At 67.4% G+C, this 20,270-nt stretch carries 17 protein-coding genes and 1 tRNA gene; 6 read left to right on the top strand and 12 right to left on the bottom strand.

Features of this window, described 5'->3' with window-relative positions; all coding sequences use genetic code 11:
• Positions 1–11: 11 nt before the first annotated feature.
• A complete protein-coding gene (locus ACO07J_RS03210; protein WP_422026243.1) occupies positions 12–797 on the top strand; it encodes a crotonase/enoyl-CoA hydratase family protein in 786 nt (261 codons plus the stop codon).
• Between the two features lie 57 nt (positions 798–854).
• Here ACO07J_RS03210 and ACO07J_RS03215 read toward each other — a convergent pair whose 3' ends face one another.
• The 3 genes from ACO07J_RS03215 to ACO07J_RS03225 all read right to left on the bottom strand — a co-directional run bounded on the left by ACO07J_RS03215 (position 855) and on the right by ACO07J_RS03225 (position 5,525).
• Entirely contained in the window at positions 855–3,938 is a 3,084-nt protein-coding gene (locus ACO07J_RS03215) for a valine--tRNA ligase (protein ID WP_422026245.1), read from the bottom strand.
• Between the two features lie 82 nt (positions 3,939–4,020).
• Positions 4,021–4,644, bottom strand: a complete 624-nt coding sequence (locus tag ACO07J_RS03220) for an HD domain-containing protein (RefSeq protein ID WP_422026312.1) — start codon at positions 4,642–4,644, stop codon at positions 4,021–4,023.
• The gene (locus tag ACO07J_RS03225) at positions 4,644–5,525 is read right to left on the bottom strand and encodes a phytanoyl-CoA dioxygenase family protein (RefSeq protein WP_422026247.1); all 882 of its coding nucleotides are present in this window, start codon (positions 5,523–5,525) and stop codon (positions 4,644–4,646) included. Before ACO07J_RS03225 ends, ACO07J_RS03220 begins: the two co-directional genes overlap by 1 nt.
• 108 nt (positions 5,526–5,633) lie before the next feature.
• On the opposite strand from ACO07J_RS03225, the gene ACO07J_RS03230 reads away from it, so the two are divergent.
• On the top strand, positions 5,634–6,515 hold the full coding sequence (locus ACO07J_RS03230) for a LysR substrate-binding domain-containing protein (RefSeq protein ID WP_422026249.1): 882 nt from the start codon (positions 5,634–5,636) through the stop codon (positions 6,513–6,515).
• Positions 6,516–6,605: 90 nt separating this feature from the next.
• Positions 6,606–7,394, top strand: coding sequence for an inositol monophosphatase family protein (locus ACO07J_RS03235; protein ID WP_422026251.1), 789 nt, complete (start codon positions 6,606–6,608; stop codon positions 7,392–7,394).
• Between the two features lie 3 nt (positions 7,395–7,397).
• Here ACO07J_RS03235 and ACO07J_RS03240 read toward each other — a convergent pair whose 3' ends face one another.
• The 3 genes from ACO07J_RS03240 to putA are packed head-to-tail and all read right to left on the bottom strand — an operon-like array spanning position 7,398 to position 11,972.
• Positions 7,398–7,760, bottom strand: a complete 363-nt coding sequence (locus ACO07J_RS03240) for a GFA family protein (RefSeq protein WP_422026253.1) — start codon at positions 7,758–7,760, stop codon at positions 7,398–7,400.
• On the bottom strand, positions 7,760–8,506 hold the full coding sequence (locus ACO07J_RS03245; RefSeq protein WP_422026255.1) for a rhomboid family intramembrane serine protease: 747 nt from the start codon (positions 8,504–8,506) through the stop codon (positions 7,760–7,762). The genes ACO07J_RS03240 and ACO07J_RS03245 overlap by 1 nt, the downstream gene beginning before the upstream one ends.
• Positions 8,507–8,537: 31 nt before the next feature.
• Positions 8,538–11,972, bottom strand: a complete 3,435-nt coding sequence (gene putA / locus ACO07J_RS03250; RefSeq protein ID WP_422026257.1) for a bifunctional proline dehydrogenase/L-glutamate gamma-semialdehyde dehydrogenase PutA — start codon at positions 11,970–11,972, stop codon at positions 8,538–8,540.
• Between the two features lie 114 nt (positions 11,973–12,086).
• Between putA and ACO07J_RS03255 the strand changes: the two genes are divergently transcribed.
• From ACO07J_RS03255 to ACO07J_RS03265, 3 genes are all read left to right on the top strand, one after another.
• Positions 12,087–12,563 (top strand): Lrp/AsnC family transcriptional regulator, encoded by a 477-nt coding sequence (locus ACO07J_RS03255; protein WP_422026259.1) that lies wholly within the window; start codon positions 12,087–12,089, stop codon positions 12,561–12,563.
• Positions 12,564–12,585: 22 nt separating this feature from the next.
• A complete protein-coding gene (locus ACO07J_RS03260) occupies positions 12,586–13,149 on the top strand; it encodes a tetratricopeptide repeat protein (RefSeq protein WP_422026261.1) in 564 nt (187 codons plus the stop codon).
• A gap of 55 nt (positions 13,150–13,204) precedes the next feature.
• Positions 13,205–13,289, top strand: a tRNA-Leu gene (locus ACO07J_RS03265).
• 61 nt (positions 13,290–13,350) lie between these two features.
• Here ACO07J_RS03265 and ACO07J_RS03270 read toward each other — a convergent pair.
• From ACO07J_RS03270 to ACO07J_RS03295, 6 genes are all read right to left on the bottom strand, one after another.
• Complete coding sequence (locus tag ACO07J_RS03270) at positions 13,351–14,346, bottom strand: DNA topoisomerase IB (protein ID WP_422026263.1); 996 nt, start codon at positions 14,344–14,346, stop codon at positions 13,351–13,353.
• A gap of 10 nt (positions 14,347–14,356) precedes the next feature.
• Positions 14,357–14,542, bottom strand: coding sequence for a DUF3008 family protein (locus ACO07J_RS03275; protein ID WP_422026264.1), 186 nt, complete (start codon positions 14,540–14,542; stop codon positions 14,357–14,359).
• A 294-nt stretch (positions 14,543–14,836) separates the two neighbouring features.
• The gene (gene ligD, locus ACO07J_RS03280; RefSeq protein ID WP_422026266.1) at positions 14,837–17,284 is read right to left on the bottom strand and encodes a DNA ligase D; all 2,448 of its coding nucleotides are present in this window, start codon (positions 17,282–17,284) and stop codon (positions 14,837–14,839) included.
• Complete coding sequence (locus ACO07J_RS03285) at positions 17,281–18,129, bottom strand: Ku protein (protein ID WP_422026268.1); 849 nt, start codon at positions 18,127–18,129, stop codon at positions 17,281–17,283. The genes ligD and ACO07J_RS03285 overlap by 4 nt, the downstream gene beginning before the upstream one ends.
• 123 nt (positions 18,130–18,252) lie before the next feature.
• Positions 18,253–19,278: a YihY/virulence factor BrkB family protein gene (locus ACO07J_RS03290; RefSeq protein ID WP_422026270.1), complete on the bottom strand. Its 1,026-nt coding sequence runs from the start codon at positions 19,276–19,278 to the stop codon at positions 18,253–18,255.
• A 333-nt stretch (positions 19,279–19,611) separates the two neighbouring features.
• Complete coding sequence (locus tag ACO07J_RS03295; protein ID WP_422026272.1) at positions 19,612–20,229, bottom strand: hypothetical protein; 618 nt, start codon at positions 20,227–20,229, stop codon at positions 19,612–19,614.
• Between the last annotated feature and the right edge of the window lie 41 nt (positions 20,230–20,270).

Here is a 20,270-nt window from a genome sequence, read left to right on the forward strand (position 1 = left end):
GGAGATGCCCCATGCCGCGCGTGACCGTCGAAACCATTGACAAGATTGCATTTGTCACCCTCAACCGCCCCGAGAAGATGAACGCCGTCGACATGGAAATGGCCGAGGGGATCGTCGAGGCGGGGGAGAGCCTGGTCGACGCGGATATCCGGGCGGTGGTGATTTCGGGGGCGGGAAAGGCGTTTTGCGCGGGGCTCGACGTGATGAGTTTCGCCAAGCTTGCGGCGGGGGATCCCGAGGCCAGAATCATGCCGCGGACGCACGGAAAAACCAATCTGTTTCAAGAGGTTGCCATGGTCTGGCGGAAGGTGCCGGTGCCGGTGATCGGGGCGGTGCGGGGGGTGGCGTTTGGGGCCGGGTTTCAACTGGCGCTGGGGGCGGACATCAGGATTGCGGCGCCGGGGACGAAACTGGCCGTGATGGAAATGAAATGGGGGCTGATTCCCGACATGGGGGGCATGGTTCTGTTGCCGAAACTGGCGCGGTCGGATGTCATTCGGAAGCTGACCTATACCGCCGAACCGATCGAGGCGGAGCAGGCGGAGCGTTGGGGGCTGGTGACGGAGATCAACGAACAACCCTTTGACAGGGCAAAGGAAATTGCGCAGCAGATCGCCAAGAAAAGCCCCTCGGCCATGCGCGCGGCGAAGCGGCTGATCGGGTTTGCCGAAAGTGGCGCGGGTGAGGACGCGGTGCTTCTGGAGGAAAGCCGGGAGCAGGCCAGTCTGATCGGCAAGGCAGACCAGATGGAGGTGATCGCGGCCAACATGGCGGGCCGCGATCCGGAGTTCAAATAGGCAAAATCCAACGTCGGTATAACGTCGGTATTTTGTCGGTATTACGTCGGTGCGACGTCAGCCAAGTTCCGCCAGCCGGGCAAGCGCGGCGCGGATCTTGGCCTCTTCCTCTTTCCGGGCGCGGAGGTTCTCGCGGGCCTCCTCGACCACGTCCTCGGGCGCGCTCTCGACGAATTTCGGATTGTTGAGCCGTCCGCGCAGGCCGCCCAGTTCCTTCTCCAACTTGCCGAGGGTCTTCTCCAACCGGGCCTTCTCTTCCTCCACGTCGATCACGTCGGCGAGGGGAAGGCCGAAGCTGGCGCCGTCGGCGGGCACGGTGATGCAGCCCTTGGGCAGGCTGTCGGCCGGCGTCAGGCTGTCGATGCGGGCAAGGCGCTTGATCATCACCTCGTTGCGGTCCCACGCAGCCTGTGCGGCGGGGTCGATCTGGGTCACCAGCATCGGGATATGCAGGCCCACGGGCACATGCACCTGCGCACGGGCCGAACGGATCGAGTCGATCAGGTCGATGACCCAGTTCATCTCGCGGTCGGCGTCGCGGTCGATCAGCTCTTCGCCGTAGGTCGGCCAATCGGCGTGAACCAGCATTTTTTCGCGTTTTCCGAGGGTTCCCCACAGTTCTTCAGTGATGAACGGCATGATCGGATGCAGGAGGACAAGACACTGGTCGATGACCCAGGCCATGGTCGCCTGCGTCTCGGCCTTGGTGGCCTCGTCCCCGTCGAGGAGGAGCGGCTTGGAGAATTCGACATACCAGTCGCAGACCTTGCCCCAGACGAAGGCGTAAAGCGCGTTGGCCGCGTCGTTGAAACGGAACTGCTCGAGCGCGGTATCGACCTCGGCCCGGACCTTGGCGGTCTCACCCACGATCCAGCGGTTCACCGTGGCGGTGGGCTGCGGGATCGCACCGTCGGACCCGGTGGCGCCGTTCATCTCGGCAAACCGCGCGGCGTTCCAGAGCTTGGTGCCGAAATTCCGATATCCTGCAATACGTTGCGTCGACAACTTCAGGTCGCGGCCCATGGCGGCCATGGCCGTCAGCGTGAAGCGGACGGCGTCGGCGCCGTATTCCTCGATCAGCTCCAGCGGGTCGAGCACGTTGCCCAAGGACTTCGACATCTTCTTGCCCTTCTCGTCGCGGACGAGGGCGTGGACATAGACGTGATCGAAGGGGCGTTCGCCCACCACGGCATATTGCATCATCATCATCCGGGCAACCCAGAAGAAGATGATGTCAAAGCCGGTCACCAACACACTGGTCGGAAAGTATTTTTGCAGCTCGGGCGTATCCTCGGGCCAGCCCAGCGTGCCGATCGGCCAGAGGCCGGAGGAGAACCACGTGTCGAGCACGTCCGGATCCTGCCAGACGGGGTAGACGAGATGCGTGGGATCCTGCGACGCGGTGTAGTCCGCCAGGCTTTCGGCAAGGCGGTGCAGCGCCTCGTCGCGCGACTTGACCTCGACCACCTGCATCGAGTGCAGCGGCACCGGAAGCGACGCGAGCTTGTCGTGGTAAGCTTTTGTGATCCCGTCGAAATCGGGCGCGCATTCCATCAGGTAGCTGCTGTGCCCTTCGTTCAGCAGGCGCAGCATCTCGACCAGGTCGAGCGTGCCGTCGCCCTCGTCATCGTGGAAGCCGGGGCTGGAGAGGTCGAACCCGTACCAGACGGGGATCTGGTGCCCCCACCAGAGCTGACGGGAAATGCACCAGGGCTCGATGTTTTCAAGCCAGTGGAAGTAAACCTTGCGGTCCTGCTCGGGCATGATGTTGACCTCGCCCTTGCGGACGGAGTCGATGGCCGGGCCGACGATCTTCTGCGTGTCGACGAACCATTGATCGGTGAGCATCGGCTCGATCACGACCTTCGAGCGATCACCAAAAGGCTGCATGATCGGCTTGTTTTCCACAAAGGGCTCGGGTTCGCCTTGATCATTTACAACTTCGACGGCCAGGCCCTCGCTGGTGATCTGTTCGACCACCTTCTTGCGGGCCTCGAACCGGTCGAGACCGCGCAGGTCGTCGGGGACGAGGTTGAGGGTGTCGACCTCCTCGATGGTGAAATCGGAGCCGTTGGCGATTTCCTGGGCGCGGGTGGCGCAGGTGGCGTAATCAGCCCCGTCCGAGCGCATCTGGGCGCTGGTGTTCATAAGGCGGTACATGGGGATGTTGCCGCGCTTGGCGACGCCGTAGTCGTTGAAGTCATGCGCGCCGGTAATCTTGACCGCGCCGGAGCCGAAATTCGGGTCGGGATAGTCGTCGGTGATGATCGGGATCATGCGCCGATGCTCTTTCGGGCCGACCGGGATTTCGCAGAGTTTTCCGACGATTGGCGCGTAACGCTCATCCGAGGGATGTACCGCGACGGCACCGTCGCCCAGCATGGTTTCCGGGCGTGTGGTGGCGATGGAGATATAGTCGCGCTCTTCCTCGAAGAGCACCTTTCCGTGCTCGTCCCGCTCGACATAGGTGTAGGTTTCGCCGCCCGCCAGCGGGTACTTGAAGTGCCACATGTGGCCATGCGTCTCGATATTCTCGACCTCGAGATCGGAGATGGCGGTCTCGAAATGCGGATCCCAGTTGACCAGCCGCTTGCCGCGGTAGATCAGCCCCTTGTCGTACATGTCGACGAAGACCTTGATCACGGCGTCGTGGAAGTTGCCATCCTCGCCCTCGGGCGCCCCCGGGGCACCGGACATGGTGAAGGCGTTGCGCGACCAGTCGCAGGAGGCGCCGAGGCGCTTGAGCTGGTTGATGATGGTGCCGCCGGACTGGGTTTTCCATTCCCAGACCTTTTCGAGGAATTTCTCGCGCCCCATCTCGCGGCGGGATTCATTGCCGTCCTCGGCAAGGCGGCGTTCGACGACCATCTGGGTGGCGATGCCGGCATGGTCCTGCCCGGGCTGCCAGAGCGTGTCGTGGCCGCGCATCCGGTGCCAGCGGGTCAGGATATCCTGCAACGTGTTGTTGAAGGCGTGCCCCATGTGGAGCGAGCCCGTCACGTTGGGCGGGGGGATCATGATCGAGAAGGTCTCGGCCCCTTCGGCGGCGTTGGCGCCGGCCTTGAAGGCGCCGGAATTCTCCCAGGCGTCGTAGATGCGGCCCTCGGCCTCTGTCGCGTCGAATGTCTTGTCCATCGCCATCTGTCGCGGTCCCCGCGCTGCTTACTTCCAGTCGGGGATCGGCATACCCAATGACAGGGCGAAGGGAAAGACGGGAATGGCGTCAGGCGGCGCGGCTTGCGGCGACCTTGGCGTCGGTCAGGGGTTCGCGGGCGCCGGGGCGGATTACGGCGGGGTCATAGGCTTGCCGGGCGAAGACCTCCTCGACCAGCGGCGCGAAGAAGTCGAGCGGCAGGGTGTCGTAATCCGGGTCGAAGCTCGCCTGGTCCCAGCGTTCGCAGAAGGTGACGTTGTCGTCGAAATACGGGTGGCCCTTGTGGCGGTCGCGCTTGTTGGGGTCGGCGCCGTCGAGGTGGTGGCCGTAATAGATCATCTGAAAGTCGCCATGGGTCTGGACGACCCAGGTGCATTGCTCGCGCAGGAAGGGCTTGAGGATGGTGGCGGCGTATTCGTCGTGATTGTAGGGGGCGTAGATGTCGCCGATGTCGTGAAGGAGGGCGGCGACGACCCAGTCGGTGTCGGCGCCGTCGCGCCAGGCGCGGGTGGCGGACTGGAGCGAGTGGCCGAGGCGGGTGATCTGGTAGCCGGAGAGGCCCTGGTCAAGCTCCACCAGCGCCTTGAGGAGGCGTTGGGCGGTGTGTTTGGTATGGTCGATCTCGTGGGCGGTGAGGAATTCGTAGTCTTCCCTCGTGCCGTCCTTCATCTGGGTGAAGCTGACCTTGTCCATCACGAATAGAATCCCTTGCTGTCGGTTCTGGCGCCTTTCATCAGGGCGCCGGCCTGTGCCTGTCTGATCTCATCGTAAAGCGCGAGGCTGGCGGGCGTAAAGGGGGCGCTGGGGGGTGCGAAGTTGATGAAGTTGCCGGGGCGGTCGGCGCCGCGGGCGAGGATGGCGTAGTCGCGCTCCGAGACCTGTTGGGCGATCTCGGGGGAGCAGTAGCGGATGGCCATGGCGATGCGGCGGTCGTCGGAGGTGTTGGGGCCGGAGCCGTGGATCATCAGCCCGTGGTGAAGCGACATCTGGCCGGGCTGGAGGATGGCGGGCACGCGGTCCTCGTCGGCGATGTCGACGCGGATCTCCTGCCCGCGGGAGAGGAGGTTGTTCTCGTCGTAGGTATCCTCGTGCGGCAGGATCGGGTTCTTGTGACTGCCGCGCACGAAATCCATGCAGCCCGATTCCGGCGTCGCGGGCGAAAGGGCGATCCACGCGGTGGTAAGATGCTCGACCGCGCCGAAGCCCCAGTAGGTGAGGTCCTGGTGCATCGAGACGATATGGGTGGTGCGCGGTTCCTTGATGAAGAACTCGGCCGACCAGATCAGGATATCCGGCCCGAGGATGCCCTCGACCACGTCGAGCACGCGCGGGTCGGCGGCGACGCGGTGGGCCATGGGCAGCACGCAATGGGCGTTGATGCGCTTGTAGGTCGAGAGCGGCCGGGGCAGGCCCGCGTCGAGCCAGTCGGTCTCGATCGTTTCCAGCTCGGCGCGGAGCGACCGGGCCTCGTCCGGCGACATGATGTCGATCGGGTGGAGGAAGCCGTCGTCGCGGTAGCGGGCGACATCCCCGGGCGAGAGGCGGCCCCGGGTGAGGGGGATGGTATCGAACATCTGGGACTCCGTGATCGGGCGTGTTTCCGGAGAGGATAAGGGAAAGCCGCCGGATCGCAGCATGTTGGTGCTGGACGCCTAGGCTAAGTTCAGCTTAGCCTGATCCCCATGAGCCTGCCCATCCCCTCCCTTAACTGGTTGCGCGTGTTCGAGGCCGCGGCGCGCTGCGAGAGCTTTGCGCGGGCGGCGACGGAGCTCAACATGTCTGCCGCCGCCGTCAGCCAGCAGGTCCGCGCGCTGGAGGACCGGGTGGGCGCGCCGCTGTTCATCCGCCACGCCCATGCGGTGACGCTGACCGATGTGGGGCGGGCCTATCTGCCGGGCGTGCAGCAGGCCCTGCTGACCCTGCGCAACGCCACGGAAGGGCTGTTCGGCAAGGCGCGGGAGCAGCAGCTTTACGTGCAGGCGGTTCTGGTCTTCGCCCACGGCATCCTGACCCGGCATTTCGCCGCATTTTCAGAGGCGCATCCGGATATCGCGCTGATGCTGACCACGTCGCAGGACGAGGTGGATTACGGGCGGGGCTATGCCGACCTGCGGGTCGTCTTCGGCAGCCCCAGCGCCCACGGGGCGGAGAGCGATTTCCTGCTGGGCGAGCGGCTGTACCCGGTGGCAAGGCCCGGCATCGCGGCGGGGATCGCAGCGCCGCGGGACCTGTTGTGCCACCGGCTGATCGAGGTGTCGACGCACCGGGCGGGCTGGGCCTATGTCTTCGAGGCGCTTGGCATCCTGCCGGCGGGGGCGCGCCATGCCTTCGCCGACAGCACGGTGGTGGCCATGGCCATGGCGGCCGAGGGCGTGGGCGTTGCGCTGGCCCGGGCGCCGGCAAGCGACAAGGCGATGGCGGAGGCGGGGCTGGTGCCGTGCCTGCCCGGGGTCGAGGTGGCGGGGCAGGGCGGCTATCACCTCGTCTATCCCGATCGCGGCGCGCTGCGCCCGCCGGCGCGGGCCTTCCGTTCCTGGCTGATCGAGCTGTGCCGGGGGCTGTGACCGCCACGCGGCACCCCCCGCAGGGGCGCCCCTTGCCACCCAGCACCGTGCGGCGTATACGCCCGGCCTGATACAAGGAGATCGTCGCCCATGCATGGCAGCGCAAACGTCAACATCATGATCAAGGCCGCGCGCAAGGCGGGGCGGTCGCTGGTCAAGGATTTCCGCGAGGTGGAGAACCTCCAGACCTCGATGAAGAGCGCGGGCGATTTCGTGAGCCGGGCCGATATCGCGGCCGAGAAGATCCTCAAGGAAGAGCTGATGGGCGCGCGGCCGACCTATGGCTGGCTGGCCGAGGAAGGCGGCGAGGAGGAGGGCAAGGACCCCACCCGCCGCTGGATCGTCGACCCGCTGGACGGGACGACGAACTTCCTGCACGGGCTGCCGCACTGGGCGATCTCGATCGGGCTGGAGCACAAGGGGCAGGTCGTCGCGGGCGTCATCTTCGACGCCGCCAAGGACGAGCTGTACTGGGCCGAGAAGGGCGAGGGCGCCTGGCTGAACGAAAGCCGGCTGCGGGTGTCGAACCGGGGCAAGATGATCGAATCGATCTTCGCCACCGGCGTGCCCTTCGGCGGGCGCGGCGACCTGCCGCAGACCCTGCAGGACCTGGCGCGGCTGATGCCGGCCTGTGCGGGCGTGCGGCGCTGGGGCTCGGCGGCGCTCGACATGGCCTACGTGGCAGCCGGGCGCTATGAGGGGTTCTGGGAGCGTCGGCTGAACGCGTGGGACCTGGCCGCCGGCGTGATCATCGTGCGCGAGGCCGGCGGGCTGATCGAACCGCTGCGCGAGGGGCGCGACATCCTCGGGCATGGCGAGGTGGTCTGTGCCAACGAGGCGATCTTCGACAAGTTCGCAGGCATCATCCGCGACGCCTGATCCTCAGGCATCCGAGGGGTGGTTCACCCCGTCATTCCACGGGATCGGCTCGAAGTCGGCGGGGTTCACCCCGTCGAGGCAGCCCAGGTTGACGCCGTATTCGGTGGGGTCCGAGCGCCGCCGGTGATGCGTGTAGATCCCGCAGACCGAGCAGAACCAGTGCTGCGCCGTGCCGGTGTTCCACTGGTAGAGCGTCAGCGCCTCGGCGCCTTTCACGATCTCCAGATTGGCCACAGGCACGCTGATATTGGGCGCCGCCCGGCGGCGGCAGAAGCTGCAATCGCAGCGCATCGGTTTGTCGAGCGCGCCCTCGGGCAGGTCGACGCACAGCTCGACCGCGCCGCAATGGCAGGTGGCTTTAGTCATCATCGCCGCCGCCCGACCTTGGGGACATTGCTTCGGACATATTTGTATTCCGCGTCCGGATGCGGCGGGTGGCCGTGCGTCCGCTGCCAGAAGGCCGGGCCGCCGCGGGCGAGGAAGACCGGCAGGGTCAGCACCGCGCCCACGACGAAGCCGCCGGCATGGGCCCAGTAGGCCACGCCCCCCTGCAGCGGATCGGCGCCGAAGCCCGCGAAAAGCTGGATGCCGAACCACAGCGCCAGCATGATCCAGGCCGGAATGGTGAAGATGCGGAAGAAGACGATGAAGATGACGAGGATGTCGACCTTGGCCTTCGGAAAGAGCAGCAGGTAGCCACCCATGACGCCTGCGATGGCCCCCGACGCCCCGACGGTGGGCACCGGCGAATAGGGCGCGGCGAGGACATGCGCGAGCCCCGCGCCGATGCCCGAGGCGAGGTAGAAGGCGAGGTAGCCCAGATGCCCCATCTCGTCTTCCATGTTGTCGCCGAAGATCCACAGGAACAGCATGTTGCCAAGAAGGTGCATCACCCCGCCATGCAGGAACATCGAGGTGACCACCGTGTGATAGGTGCCGTCCTGCGTGACCATGACCGGCACCATCGCCCATTCGTAGAAGAAGGCGTTGAGTTGGCGCGGATCGGTGAAATACGGCCAATACCCTATGAAAATCAGGATATTGGCCGCCATCAGGGCGTAGGTCACATAGGGCGTGCGCCCCGACGGGTTATGGTCGCGGATGGGGAACATGGGCTTACGCTGCGGCGAAAGCCGGGCGGCGTCAAGCGGCTCCGCCCAGCAGGGCGGCGTTTCCTCCGGCGGCCGTGGTGTCGACGCAGACATGGCGCTCGTGGCAGACATGGCCGTGGTCGGGTTGTCCGGTGATCAGCGGCATGATCGGGCCGGTGCGGGCGGCGAGGGCCTGCGCGTAGGCGCGGCCCTTTTCGGCGTCGCCCCACCAGAGCGCGCCGGCGTGGCCGTCGAGCGTGGTCAGCAAGTCGGGGGGGATGTCGCCGGTGGCCTCCACCGCCGCGCCGCCGAGGGCGCGGACGGCCTCGGCCTGCGCCTTCGCGGCGTCGGCGCCGGGCCCGAGGCAGAGGATGGCGTTGCGGCGGTAGCTGCCGAGGCGGTTCGACTCGCCGGTGGGGCCGGGAAGGACGAGGTCGTTCAGGCGCTTGTCCCGGCCGGTGTTGGCCTCTTTCAGGGCCTTTTCGATGTCGGCCTGTTTCATCGCGCCGGACCAGTCGGTGCCCTGTTGCGGAGCCGGGGCGAGGGTGTAGCGGGGCAGGTAGTGCGGCCCGCCGGCCTTTGGCCCGGTGCCGGAAAGCCCTTCGCCGCCAAAGGGTTGCGAGCCGACGATGGCGCCGATCTGGTTGCGGTTCACGTACATGTTGCCGGCCTCGATCCGGTCGGTGACGTGCTGCACGCGGTCGTCGATCCGGGTCTGCAGGCCGAAGGTCAGGCCGTAGCCGGTGGCGTTGATGGCGTCGATCACGGCGTCGAGCTCGTCCGACTTGAACGTGGCGAGGTGCAGCACGGGGCCGAAGATTTCGCGTTCGAGGTCGGCGATGCCGGTCACCCGGATGAGGGTGGGGGCGATGAAACTGCCGGAGTTCGGGGTTTTGAGCTCGTGCATCAGGCGGCCCTCGGCGCGGGCCTGCTGAATGTGTTCGGCGATGGTGGAGCGGGCGTCTTCGTCGATCACGGGGCCGACGTCGGTGGAGAGGTGCCAGGGCGCGCCCATGACCAGCGCGTCCATCGCGCCGGTGAGCATCTCGGTGAAACCCTCGACGATATCCTCCTGCACGTAGAGGCAGCGGAGCGCCGAGCAGCGCTGGCCGGCCGACTGGAAGGCGGATTCGACGATGGCCTGCACGGCCTGTTCGGGGAGCGCGGTGGAATCGACGATCATGGCGTTGAGCCCGCCGGTTTCGGCGATGAGCGGGGCGCCGGGTGCGAGGTTGTCGGCCATCGCCTGGCGGATCTTCATCGCCGTCGCGGTGGAGCCGGTGAAGGCCACGCCGTCGACGCGGGGATCGGAGGTGAGCGCCGCGCCGACCTCGCCCGCGCCGGGGAGGAGTTGCAGGGCGGATTGCGGCACGCCCGCCTCGTGCAGGAGCCGGATGGCGAGGTGAGAGATGAGCGGGGTCTGCTCGGCCGGTTTCGAGAGGACCGCGTTGCCGGCGGCCAGCGCCGCGCTGATCTGGCCGGTGAAGATGGCGAGCGGGAAGTTCCAGGGGCTGATGCAGGTGAAGGTGCCGACGGGCCGCGCCTCGGGCGCGTTGGCGGCGTAGTAGCGGAGGAAATCTACCGCCTCGCGCAGTTCGGCCACGGCGTCAGGCAGGGATTTCCCGGCCTCGCGGGCGACGATGGCGAATATCTCGCCGAAGTTCTTTTCATAGAGATCGGCGGCGCGGTTGAGGATGCGGGCGCGCTCCTCGGCCGGGGCATCCCAGGGTTTGGCGTTGGCGAGGGCGGTTTCGATATCGGCCTCGCTGGCGGTGGCGACGGTGCCGGGGCTGTCGGCCGGGTCGGCGGGGTTGGTGACCGGTTGCGGCGCGTTCGGGGCGGCTTTGGCGGCGAGGATCGGCGCGGCCTCCCAGGTGGCGGTGGCGAAGGGGCCACGCTCTGCGGCGATCAGGTCCAGCGTCGGCTGGTGGGTGAGGTCGAAGCCGCGGGAGTTGGGGCGTTCCGGCAGGAACAGCTCCGGCCCGCGGGGGAGGCGGGGGGCAGGCTGCTGCACCGCTTCGAACGGATCGCGGGCGACCTCCTCCGGCGGCACGTCCTCGTCGACGATCTGGTTCACGAAGGAGGAGTTGGCGCCGTTCTCCAGCAGGCGGCGGACGAGATAGGCCAAGAGGTCGCGATGCGCGCCCACGGGGGCGTAGATGCGGCAGCGGGTCTGCTCGGCCTTCATGATGAGGCCGTGCAGCGCCTCGCCCATGCCATGCAGGCGCTGGAACTCGAACGCGTCCCTCTGGTCCTTGCCCATGTCGAGGATGGCGGCCGCGGTATGGGCGTTATGGGTGGCGAACTGGGGATAGATCCGGTCGGTCATAGACAGGAGCTTGCGGGCATTGGCGATGTAGGAAATGTCGGTCGCCGCCTTCGAGGTGAAGACGGGGAATCCGTCGACCCCCTCGACCTGCGCGCGCTTGATCTCGGTGTCCCAGTAGGCGCCCTTGACGAGGCGCACCATGATCCGGCGGTCGAGGCGCTGGGCCATGTCGTAGAGGTGGTCGAGCACGGGGGCGGCGCGCTGGCCATAGGCCTGCACCACCACGCCGAACCCGTCCCAGCCGGCGAGGGCGGGCTCCGAGAGGGTGGCCTCGATCACCTCCAGCGACAGCGACAGGCGGTCGGCCTCCTCTGCGTCGATATTTAGGCCCATCCGGGCGGATTTCGCCAGCAGCGCAAGCGAGCGCAGGCGCGGCATCAGCACGTTCATCACCAGGTCTTCCTGCGCCACCTCGTAACGGGGGTGCAGCGCCGACAGCTTGACCGAGATGCCGGGATTGTCGCGGATATCGCGGTTGGTGCAGGCGGCGGAGATGGCGGTGATCGCGCGGGAATAGGCCAGGTGATAGCGGATCGCGTCGTCATCGGTACGCGCGGCCTCGCCCAGCATGTCGTAGGAGTAAGTATAGCCCTTCTTCTCCATGTTCGCGGCGCGGTGCATGGCGCTGTCGATGGTCTCGCCCAGCACGAACTGGCGCCCCATCTCCTTCATCGCGCGGCCCACGGCGGTACGGATCACCGGCTCGCCCAGCCGCCGGATGGCGCCGCGCAGCGCCTTGACCGGGCCCGGATCCTCGTCCTTCAGCACCTTGCCGGTGAGCATCAGCGCCCAGGTCGAGGCGTTGACCAGCGGCGAGGTGGAATGGCCCATGTGCCGGCCCCAGTCGGAGGGGGCGATCTTGTCCTCGATCAGCGCGTCGATGGTTTCGGCATCGGGCACGCGCAGCAGCGCCTCGGCCAGGCACATCAGCGCGATGCCCTCCTCCGTCGACAGGCCGTACTCGGCAAGGAACACTTCCATCAGCCCCGGGTTCGACTGGCTGCGGATGTCGCGCACCAGCGCCGCGCCCCGGTCACAGATGCGCGCGCGGTCCGCCTCGGACAGCGCGGCAAGCGCCGTCAGCCGGTCGAGCGTCTCGCCCTCGTCGGCATAGGTGGCAAGGTCGATGGCGCGGCGGGTGTCACTGTCATAGGGCAAGGCGGTCTCCTGATCGCAGAAGTGGTTTTTCCCATTTTACCATTGCCTGATTTAAACTTTTTCCCGAAAATCTCAAAATCACAGCCGATCCGGTCAGAAAATCACGAGAAAACCATGCAGGATGAACATGCACAGCTTGACCGGTTCGACCGGGCGATTCTCCGGGTGCTGGCCGGCGACGGGCGGATCTCGATCACCGACCTCGCGCGGGAGATCGGGCTGTCGAAATCGCCCACCCAGGCGCGGCTCCGGCGGCTCGAGGCGGCGGGGGTGATCACCGGCTACCGCGCGCTGGTCGATCCGATCCGGCTGGGCCATGATCACGTCAGTTTCGTCGAGGTGCGGCTGCACGATACCCGCGAAAAGGCGCTGGCGGAGTTCAACGCCGCGGTGCTCAAGGTGCCCGAGATCGAACAGGCGCACATGATCGCGGGGAATTTCGACTACCTTTTGAAGATCCGCACCCAGAGCATGGCCGATTACCGCCGCATCCTGGCCGAGCATGTCTCGACCCTGCCGCACGTGGCCAATACCTCGACCTACGTGGCGATGGAGGCGGTGAAGGAAAGCACCCTGCCAACCGTGATTTGATTTGCGCGGGCGGCGGGTCATAATGAAAGTCATGAAACAGCTTGCCGCCGCCGCAGTGACAGGGCTTCTGATCGCGGGGCCGGGTTGGGCCGAGTGCCCGCCGGCGCCCGACCATGCCGATGCCCTGACCGGGTTGATCGAACGGGTGCAGGCGGCCCCCGACGAGCGGTCGGCGAAGCTCATCTCGAACCAGATGTGGGAATTGTGGGCCGACGCGCCCGATGCCCGCGCGCAGGAACTGCTCGACGAGGGGATGAGCCGGCGGGAGGCCTATGATTTCAAGGGCGCGGTCGTGGCCTTCGACGCGCTGATCGCCTATTGCCCGGATTATGCCGAGGGCTACAACCAGCGCGCCTTCGTCAATTTCATCCGGCAGGATTACGAGGGGGCGCTGCCCGACCTGGAACGCGCGCTGGCGCTGTCGCCGCGCCATATCGCGGCGATGACCGGCCAGGCGCTGACGCTGGCGGCGCTCGATCGCAAGGCCGAGGCGGCGCTGGTCCTGCGCGAGGCGCTGGAGATGAACCCCTGGCTGGGCGAGCGGTCGCTGCTGCCGGTGCTGGAGGCGGACGAGCAGGAGCTCTGACGCCCGAAAACCCCCGTTTACACCACGGCCTGAGCCGATATTGTCCCGCCACCTGGCCCGCGTGGTGGAATGGTAGACACAGGGGACTTAAAATCCCCAGGCTTTATGCCGTGCCGGTTCGAGTCCGGCCGCGGGTACCAGTCAGGGCAACGGAAGGCGTCGCGCAAGCCTTTACCGCCGAACGAACCAGCGATCCGTCCCTCAACCGCCTTCCAGGAACGCGATCAGCAGGCCCTCCTGTGCCCGCAGCCCGCTCAGCTCCACCTCGTCCAGCGCCGCCAGCCGCGCCTCGCGCGCCTCTGGCTCCAGCTCGGCCAGCGCGATAACCTCGGGATGGATGTAACTGCCGCGGGCGATGGTGGGCGTGTTGCCCAGCCGTTCCGCCGCCGCCTCGGCCATCATCGCGATGGTCAGCTGGCCGGGCACGACCGCCACGCGGAAGGCTGCGACCGTGCCGTTCCATGTCCGGAAACTCTTCGCCGTCGTCCCCTCGCCGCAGACTTCCTCCAAGAGCGCGTTCACCTGCGCCGGGCCGATGGCGTGATATTCCCCGTCCGGTCCGCGCCACGAGATCAGCTCGGCGCCGGGCAGGTCGCGCACCTTGTGCAGCGCCCGCATCAGCCGCGCCCCGTGCAGGTGGCAGGTCACCGGAAGCTGGCCCTTGCCCGGAAAGCTCAGCGTCACGCCGGTGTCGTCGAACCGCGCGTGCCGGTTCTTCAACGTGGTCGCGCCATAGCTGTCGTTTTCCCTGGCATAGCCGGCCGAGCCCACCCGGATCGATGCCCGGTCGAGCAGCGCCAGCACCGAGGCCAGCGCCAGCTCGCGCGATCCGGCGGGGGTGCGCAGCCCGGCAGCGATCCGGGCGCGCAGCGCGGGCAGGGTACGGCCGAAAGCGGCCAGCCCGTCATACTTGCGCCGCGCCCGCATCGCCTGCCAGTCGGCGTGATACTTGTACTGCTTGCGGCCCTTGGCATCGCGCCCGGTGGCCTGCAGGTGGCCCAGCGGTTCAGGCGTGATCCAGACCGAGCTGTAGGCGGGTGGCACGGCGATGGCGGCGATCCGGTCACGCTCGGCACTGTCGCGGATCAGGCTGCCGTCGGGGGCGTGATAGCTGAACCCGCGCCCCCGCCGCCGCCGCGTGATGCCGGGCCGGTCGTCGGGATAATAGACCAGCCCGTTTCTTCCCCTGGCGGTCATCGCGCCGGGGTCATTCGCTGTCGATCTCGACCCCGCCGGGGTAATGCCGGCCGGCCATCTTCTCCAGCTCCTGCGCGGTCATCGACACGTAAAGACGCCGCGCCGCATCCTCCAGTTCGTTGATCTTGGTATAGCCGCGCTTGGCCAACAGGGCCGCGTCCGCGGCCTGCTTCTCTTCGTGCGATACGAGTGACATGGCCTGTCCTTTCCTTGTGGAATGCCGCCCGTTCGCCGGGGTCGGCATGTCGGGAAACCCGCAACATGGCCCCGAGGTTCCCGCGATCCGGCGCGCCTGCGCGATAGCGTACGGCATCGTTCCGCCAGTGCCGGGGTGTTGCGCGGGCACCCACATCTGGTGGTCGCGGGGCGGGGCGCCACATTAACCTGTCGCCCTGCCGACCCCTGCACCGACGCGATACCGACGAAATACCGACGTGATACCGACATCGGTTTCCCAGCAAAACAAGGCCGTTAACCATCGAATCGCCGCTCAGCCTGTCGACCACGCCTCCAGCGCCTCGACCACCTTGGCCGTGATGCCCGCCGGTTTCGCCGCCTCAAGGGGACAGGGCCGGGCCAGCCGCCCCTCCATGTCGTCCACGTGAAACCCGTCCGGCGCCTTCAGCCGGTCCAGCTCCTCCCACGTCACCGGCACCGCCACCGCCGCCCCTTCCCGCGCCCGCAGGGAATAGGGCGCAATCGCCGTCGCCCCGCGCTCGTTGCGCAGCCAGTCGACGAAGATCCGCCCCTTGCGCTTGGCCTTCGACATGGTCGCGGTGTAGCGCTTCGGCGCCCGCTCGGCCAGGATGCGCGCGAAGGCCTGCGAGAACACCTTCACCGTCTCCCACCCCGCCACCCGCCGCAGCGGCACGATCACGTGTACCCCCTTGCCGCCGGTCACCATCGGCGCGCTGTCGAGCCCGCAGGCCGCAAGCCCCTCGCGCACCTCCCGCGCCGCCTTCACCACCTCGGCAAAGCCCAGCCCCTCGTCCGGGTCGAGGTCGAAGACCATCCGGTCGGGCCGCTCGATCCGGTCCCGCGCGGCGCCCCAGACGTGAAACTCCAGCGTTCCCATCTGCGCCGCGCCCAGCAGCCCTTCGGCGCTGGTGACATACATGTAATCCTCTGTCCCGCCGTCCTTTTCCTCGATCGGCAGGCTCTTGACGCCCGCCGGAAACCCCTTCCCGGCATGTTTCTGGAAGAAGCACTCGCCCCCCAGCCCGCCGGGACAGCGCAACAGCGACAGCGGCCGGTCGCCGGCATGGGCCAGCATCCGCCCGGCCACCCGCTCGTAATGCCGCGCCACCTCGCCCTTGGTCAGTCCGGCCCCGGGATAGACCACGCGCCCTGGGCTGGAAATCCGCACGCCCGCCACGCGGATGTCGTCCCCCGTGTCGGCATCGACCTCCACCTCCGCCGCGGCGCTCACCTCGCTTGCCGCCTTGTCCTCGCGCAGGCCCTTGAACACCCCGTGCCGGATGCGCCCCTCGCCGGTGAACCCGGCATATTCCACCTCGGCCACCAGCTCCGGCCGGCACCAGTGCGCCCCCTTCGTCTCGGCGGGCAGATCATCGTCGAACGGCGCCGTCTTGCGCTTCATCGCCTTCAGACGCTTGCCGACCTCTTCCAAAGCCTGCTCGTCGAACCCGGTTCCCACCCGGCCGCGATAAACCAGCCGGCCCCCCTCGTAACTGCCCAGCAGCAACGAGGAAAACGCCCGCCCGCGCTTGTCCGAAGGCGACCAGCCGCCGATCACGAACTCGGCCCGCCGCAGGCATTTCGACTTGATCCACGCCCGCCCGCGCCCGGCGCGATAGGGCGCATCCAGCCGCTTCGAGATGATCCCTTCGCCGCCCGCCTCGCACATCGCCGCCAGCGCGGCATGGCCCTCGCCCTCGATCACCGGGCTCAGCCGCAGCACACCCCTTGGCGGCTGCCCCTTGAACAGCCGCTCCAGCGCCTTGCGCCGCTCGCGTAGGGGTTTGCCGGTCAGGCTCTCGCCATCCAGCGCAAGGCAGTCGAACACGTAGCAGGTCAGCGCCCCGCCTTCCGTCAACGCCCGCTGCAGCGCCGAGAAATCGCCGCCGCCACCCCCGGCGATCACCTCCCCGTCGATCAGCGCCGACTGGCATTTCAACCCCGCCGCCGGGTCGCACAGCGCGCCGAACCGGTCCGACCAGTCCTTGCCGTTGCGGGTGAACAGCCGCACGCCCCCCTTGCCCACGGCGATCAGGCAGCGATAGCCGTCGAACTTCGCCTCGTGCTGCCAGTCCTCGCACTCGGGCGGGGCATCGCGCAACGTGGCGAGCTGGACTTTCTGAAAGCGGGGCAGGGGCTTGCTATGCCTGGCCGGCGTCACCCCCACGCGCCCCCGGGCGATATCGCGCATCGCCCGGCCGGTGGTGACGCTGGTCTTGTACCTGTTCACCAGCGCATCGGCGCTCCGCTCGGCGAAATCGTCCCGCTCCTTGATCAGCAGCCAGTTCTCGCGTGTCTCACCCTTCTTCCCCCGCATCCGCACCAGCGCCCAGCCGCCCTTCATCCGGCTGCCATGCACGCGGAAATGCAGCTTGCCCTTTTCCAGCCCTTCCGCGGGATCGTGCAGCGGCTCCCACCAGCCGGCATCCCACAGCATCACGGTGCCGCCGCCATATTCCTTTTCCGGGATCGTCCCCTCGAAGGCGCCATAGGACACCGGGTGATCCTCGGTCCTGACCGCCAGCCGCTTCTCGCCCGGGTCGCTCGACGGGCCCCGCGTCACTGCCCATGACAGCAGCACGCCCTCCCATTCCAGCCGGAAATCGAAATGCAGCCGCCGCGCGTCGTGCTTCTGCACCACGAAGGACAGCCGGTCGCCGCCCGCCTCGACCAGCTCGGCGCGCGGCTCCGGCGTGACCTCGAAATCGCGCTTGCCGGAATAGGCCTCGAGGCTTCTCATGAGGCCTTCTTCTTGCCCTTGCTGCCGCTGCTCTTGCTGCCGGATTTACGGCTGTTGCTCTGCTTGAGGCTCTTCTTCAGCGCATCCATCAGGTCGACCACGTTCTCGCCCTCGGGCCGCTCGTCATCCTGCGAGGTCTTGGCGCGCGGGGTCTTCTTCGACTTCATCTTGCGGTCGATCAGGTCGCGCAGCGCGGCGGCATAGTGATCCTCGAAGGCGGCGGCGTCGAACGGCGCGGTCTTCTTGTCGATCAGCTGCGTCGCCACCTCCAGCAGCTCCTTGTCCGGCGCCTCGTCCTCGATGCCGGAAAACATCGGCTCGGCCTCGCGGATCTCGTTCTGGTAATGCAGCGTCTCCATCAACAGCCCGTCGCCACAGGGCCGGATGGCGCAGAGGTATTCCTTCCCCCGCATCGTCAACTGCCCCAGCCCGGCCTTCTTCGTCTGGCGCAGCGCGTCGCGCACCACGCGATAGGCATCCTCGGCCAACTCGTCCGACGGCACCACGTAATAGGGCCGGTCGAACCAGATCGGCGCGATCTCCGTCACCTCGACGAACTGGCTCAGCTCCAGCGTCTTCTTGGTTTCCAGCTTGATGGCGTCGATCTCGTCGGGCTCCAGCAGGATATATTCGCCGTCATCCGTCTCGTAGCCCTTCATGATATCGTCCGATTCCACCGGCCCGACCCCCTGCACCACCTTCTGATAGCGCACCGGTTTGCCGCTGGGCTTGTGGATCTGGCGGAACGACACCTGGCTGCCGGAATTGCGGGCCGAATGGATTTCCACGGGGATCGAGACCAGCGACAGCCTCAACTGACCTTTCCAGATTGCACGCGACGCCATCATCTTTTCCTTTCGCACAGGGCAGGGCGGGCCGGGTCGGGGCGACCGGGCCCGTACCCTCTCTCAACCCGATCTGCGTCGAAAAGTTTCCGCCGCGGCCGCCATCGGGGCGGGCGCAAGGGCTCAGGGCACGTTCCGGTCGGGGTCGTCCACCTCGGGCTCGATCGTGGCCTCGTGCCAGTCCCCGGCCAGCGCGATGCGCCCTTCCGGATCGACCACGTGATCGGCGACATAGGCGTTTCTCTGCCCCGCCCGCCGCGCGGCGCCCACGGTGGTGTCATGCCGTGTCTGCAGTTCCAGCTCGGCATTCAGCAGCGCGCCGAACAGCACCAGGTAGGCGCTCAGGTAATACCACAGCTGCAGCGCGATGGCCGCGCCGATCGAGCCGTAGACCTCGTTGAGTGAGCCGAAATTGCGGATATAGAGCGAGAAGGCGATCGAGCCCGCGGCCCATGTCAGCACGGCGAACACGGCCCCCGGCGACAGCCACGGCACCTGCGCCGGCCGCCGGTTCGGGCCCCAGCGGTACAGCAGGCCGATCGAGAAGAACACCACGCCGATCACGATCAGCCACTTGATGGCGCTGACCAGCAGTTCGACCCCGAAGGGCAGAGCCGTGAAGGCCAGCACGATCGGCACCATGACCACCGCGGCAAAGGCGAAGAGGGCCACGAAGATCAGCAGCAGCGTCAGGCCGATGGCCACGGCATAGCGCTTGACCACGTTGGGGCGGTGCGCCTCGCGATAGGCCGCGTTCAGCCCGCGCACCAGCGAGGCGACCCCGTTCCGCGCCGTCCACAGCGCCAGCACCAACGACAGCAGCCCGGTCAGCTGCAGGGTCGAGGCGGTCTGGGCGATCACCGTGGCGACCTGGTCCTCGAGGATGCGGAAGGCCTCCTCCGGCAACAGCTGGCGGGCCAGCCCGATCTGCTCGCCGATGGTCTGCGGGTCGGCCACCAGCCCCCAGATGGCGATCACGGCGGTCAGCGCGGGAAAGATCGACAGCATGGCATAGAACGCCACCCCGGCCGAGATCAGCCCGATATTGAGCTTGTCGGCCTCGTCCAGCAGGCGCCAGAAGACGCGCAGCCAGACGCGCCCCCGGAATTCCGAGGGGCGCGTCGCCGTCGCCTCGTCACGCGGCGCCATGGCAGGCCCGTGGGCGCGACGGGTTAAGGTTCGGGTCACGTTTTAAGGGATACAGGCTGGGTCTGGCCGTATGGCCCATGGTGTCCGGTCTCCTCACGACGCCGCCGGGCGCGCCGACTGGCCCGCCGGTGGCGTTTGTGAGTGAACGTGCCGCCACCGCCTCGGGTTCCGGAACCGGGCAGGGGATGCGGGCGCAATCGGCCCGGGCATTAACCTTCTGGTAACGTTTCGCGGCGCCACCGGCGCCTGCATCCACCGGCCCTGCCCGCGCGGAGGGGCAGGGCCGGCGGAACCGGACCGCGGAGGGACGAGCGGCCCGGGGGGAAGGCCGGCTTAGTTCGACATGCCGGTGCGGGCGGTGCCCGCCGCGGCGATGTGGCTCTGCAGCTCGGCTTTGGTCATGCCATAGCTGACCTGGCCGTCGGCCTGGGCCGACAGGTTCGCCGCCTCGACGGCAACCTTGCTGAGCGGACCCTGCAGGTCGGCGGCGAGGTCGATGACGGCCTGGGTGCTGCCGTCCTTCTCGTCGGTGCGCAGGCCGCTGAGCTGGCCGATCACTTCGCCGTCCGCGGACAGCACGCTGGCGCCCGACGAGACGGCGGCGTTCAGCTCGCCCGACGCATCCGCCGCGGTAGACAGCGCGGCCGTTGCGGCGGCGGTGGTGGAGCTGTCCTCTTCGCCGGTGCTGTCGCTCTCGGCGGTGTCGCTCTCCTCGCCGGTGGAGCTGCCGACACTGGCATCTGCACTGGCGCTGGCATCGGCGCTGGCACCGTCCGTGCCCACGCTGGCCCCGGCATCCGCGCCGACGCCGGCATCTGCGCCGACCCCGCCGACGCCTGCATCCGCGCCAACGCCTGCATCGGCGCCAACGCCACCGACGCCCTGTGCGTAAACGGGAAGGGCCAGCGTGCTGGCCAGGGCGGTCGTGAGTGCGAGTGATCTGAGTTTCATTGAGCTCACCTTTGTTCCATTTCTCCTGCCGGGGCGAGATC

This window comes from Roseovarius sp. (assembly GCF_965228755.1).
Taxonomy (GTDB): domain Bacteria; phylum Pseudomonadota; class Alphaproteobacteria; order Rhodobacterales; family Rhodobacteraceae; genus Roseovarius.

Bases quoted from the DNA above. Each gene is read 5' to 3' on its own strand.
- ACO07J_RS03210 (WP_422026243.1), top strand. From the start codon at position 12: ATGCCGCGCGTGACCGTCGAAACCATTGACAAGATTGCATTTGTCACC.
- ACO07J_RS03215 (WP_422026245.1), bottom strand. From the start codon at position 3,938: ATGGCGATGGACAAGACATTCGACGCGACAGAGGCCGAGGGCCGCATC.
- ACO07J_RS03220 (WP_422026312.1), bottom strand. From the start codon at position 4,644: ATGGACAAGGTCAGCTTCACCCAGATGAAGGACGGCACGAGGGAAGAC.
- ACO07J_RS03225 (WP_422026247.1), bottom strand. From the start codon at position 5,525: ATGTTCGATACCATCCCCCTCACCCGGGGCCGCCTCTCGCCCGGGGAT.
- ACO07J_RS03230 (WP_422026249.1), top strand. From the start codon at position 5,634: ATGAGCCTGCCCATCCCCTCCCTTAACTGGTTGCGCGTGTTCGAGGCC.
- ACO07J_RS03235 (WP_422026251.1), top strand. From the start codon at position 6,606: ATGCATGGCAGCGCAAACGTCAACATCATGATCAAGGCCGCGCGCAAG.
- ACO07J_RS03240 (WP_422026253.1), bottom strand. From the start codon at position 7,760: ATGACTAAAGCCACCTGCCATTGCGGCGCGGTCGAGCTGTGCGTCGAC.
- ACO07J_RS03245 (WP_422026255.1), bottom strand. From the start codon at position 8,506: ATGTTCCCCATCCGCGACCATAACCCGTCGGGGCGCACGCCCTATGTG.
- ACO07J_RS03255 (WP_422026259.1), top strand. From the start codon at position 12,087: ATGCAGGATGAACATGCACAGCTTGACCGGTTCGACCGGGCGATTCTC.
- ACO07J_RS03260 (WP_422026261.1), top strand. From the start codon at position 12,586: ATGAAAGTCATGAAACAGCTTGCCGCCGCCGCAGTGACAGGGCTTCTG.
- ACO07J_RS03270 (WP_422026263.1), bottom strand. From the start codon at position 14,346: ATGACCGCCAGGGGAAGAAACGGGCTGGTCTATTATCCCGACGACCGG.
- ACO07J_RS03275 (WP_422026264.1), bottom strand. From the start codon at position 14,542: ATGTCACTCGTATCGCACGAAGAGAAGCAGGCCGCGGACGCGGCCCTG.
- ligD (WP_422026266.1), bottom strand. From the start codon at position 17,284: ATGAGAAGCCTCGAGGCCTATTCCGGCAAGCGCGATTTCGAGGTCACG.
- ACO07J_RS03285 (WP_422026268.1), bottom strand. From the start codon at position 18,129: ATGGCGTCGCGTGCAATCTGGAAAGGTCAGTTGAGGCTGTCGCTGGTC.
- ACO07J_RS03290 (WP_422026270.1), bottom strand. From the start codon at position 19,278: ATGGCGCCGCGTGACGAGGCGACGGCGACGCGCCCCTCGGAATTCCGG.
- ACO07J_RS03295 (WP_422026272.1), bottom strand. From the start codon at position 20,229: ATGAAACTCAGATCACTCGCACTCACGACCGCCCTGGCCAGCACGCTG.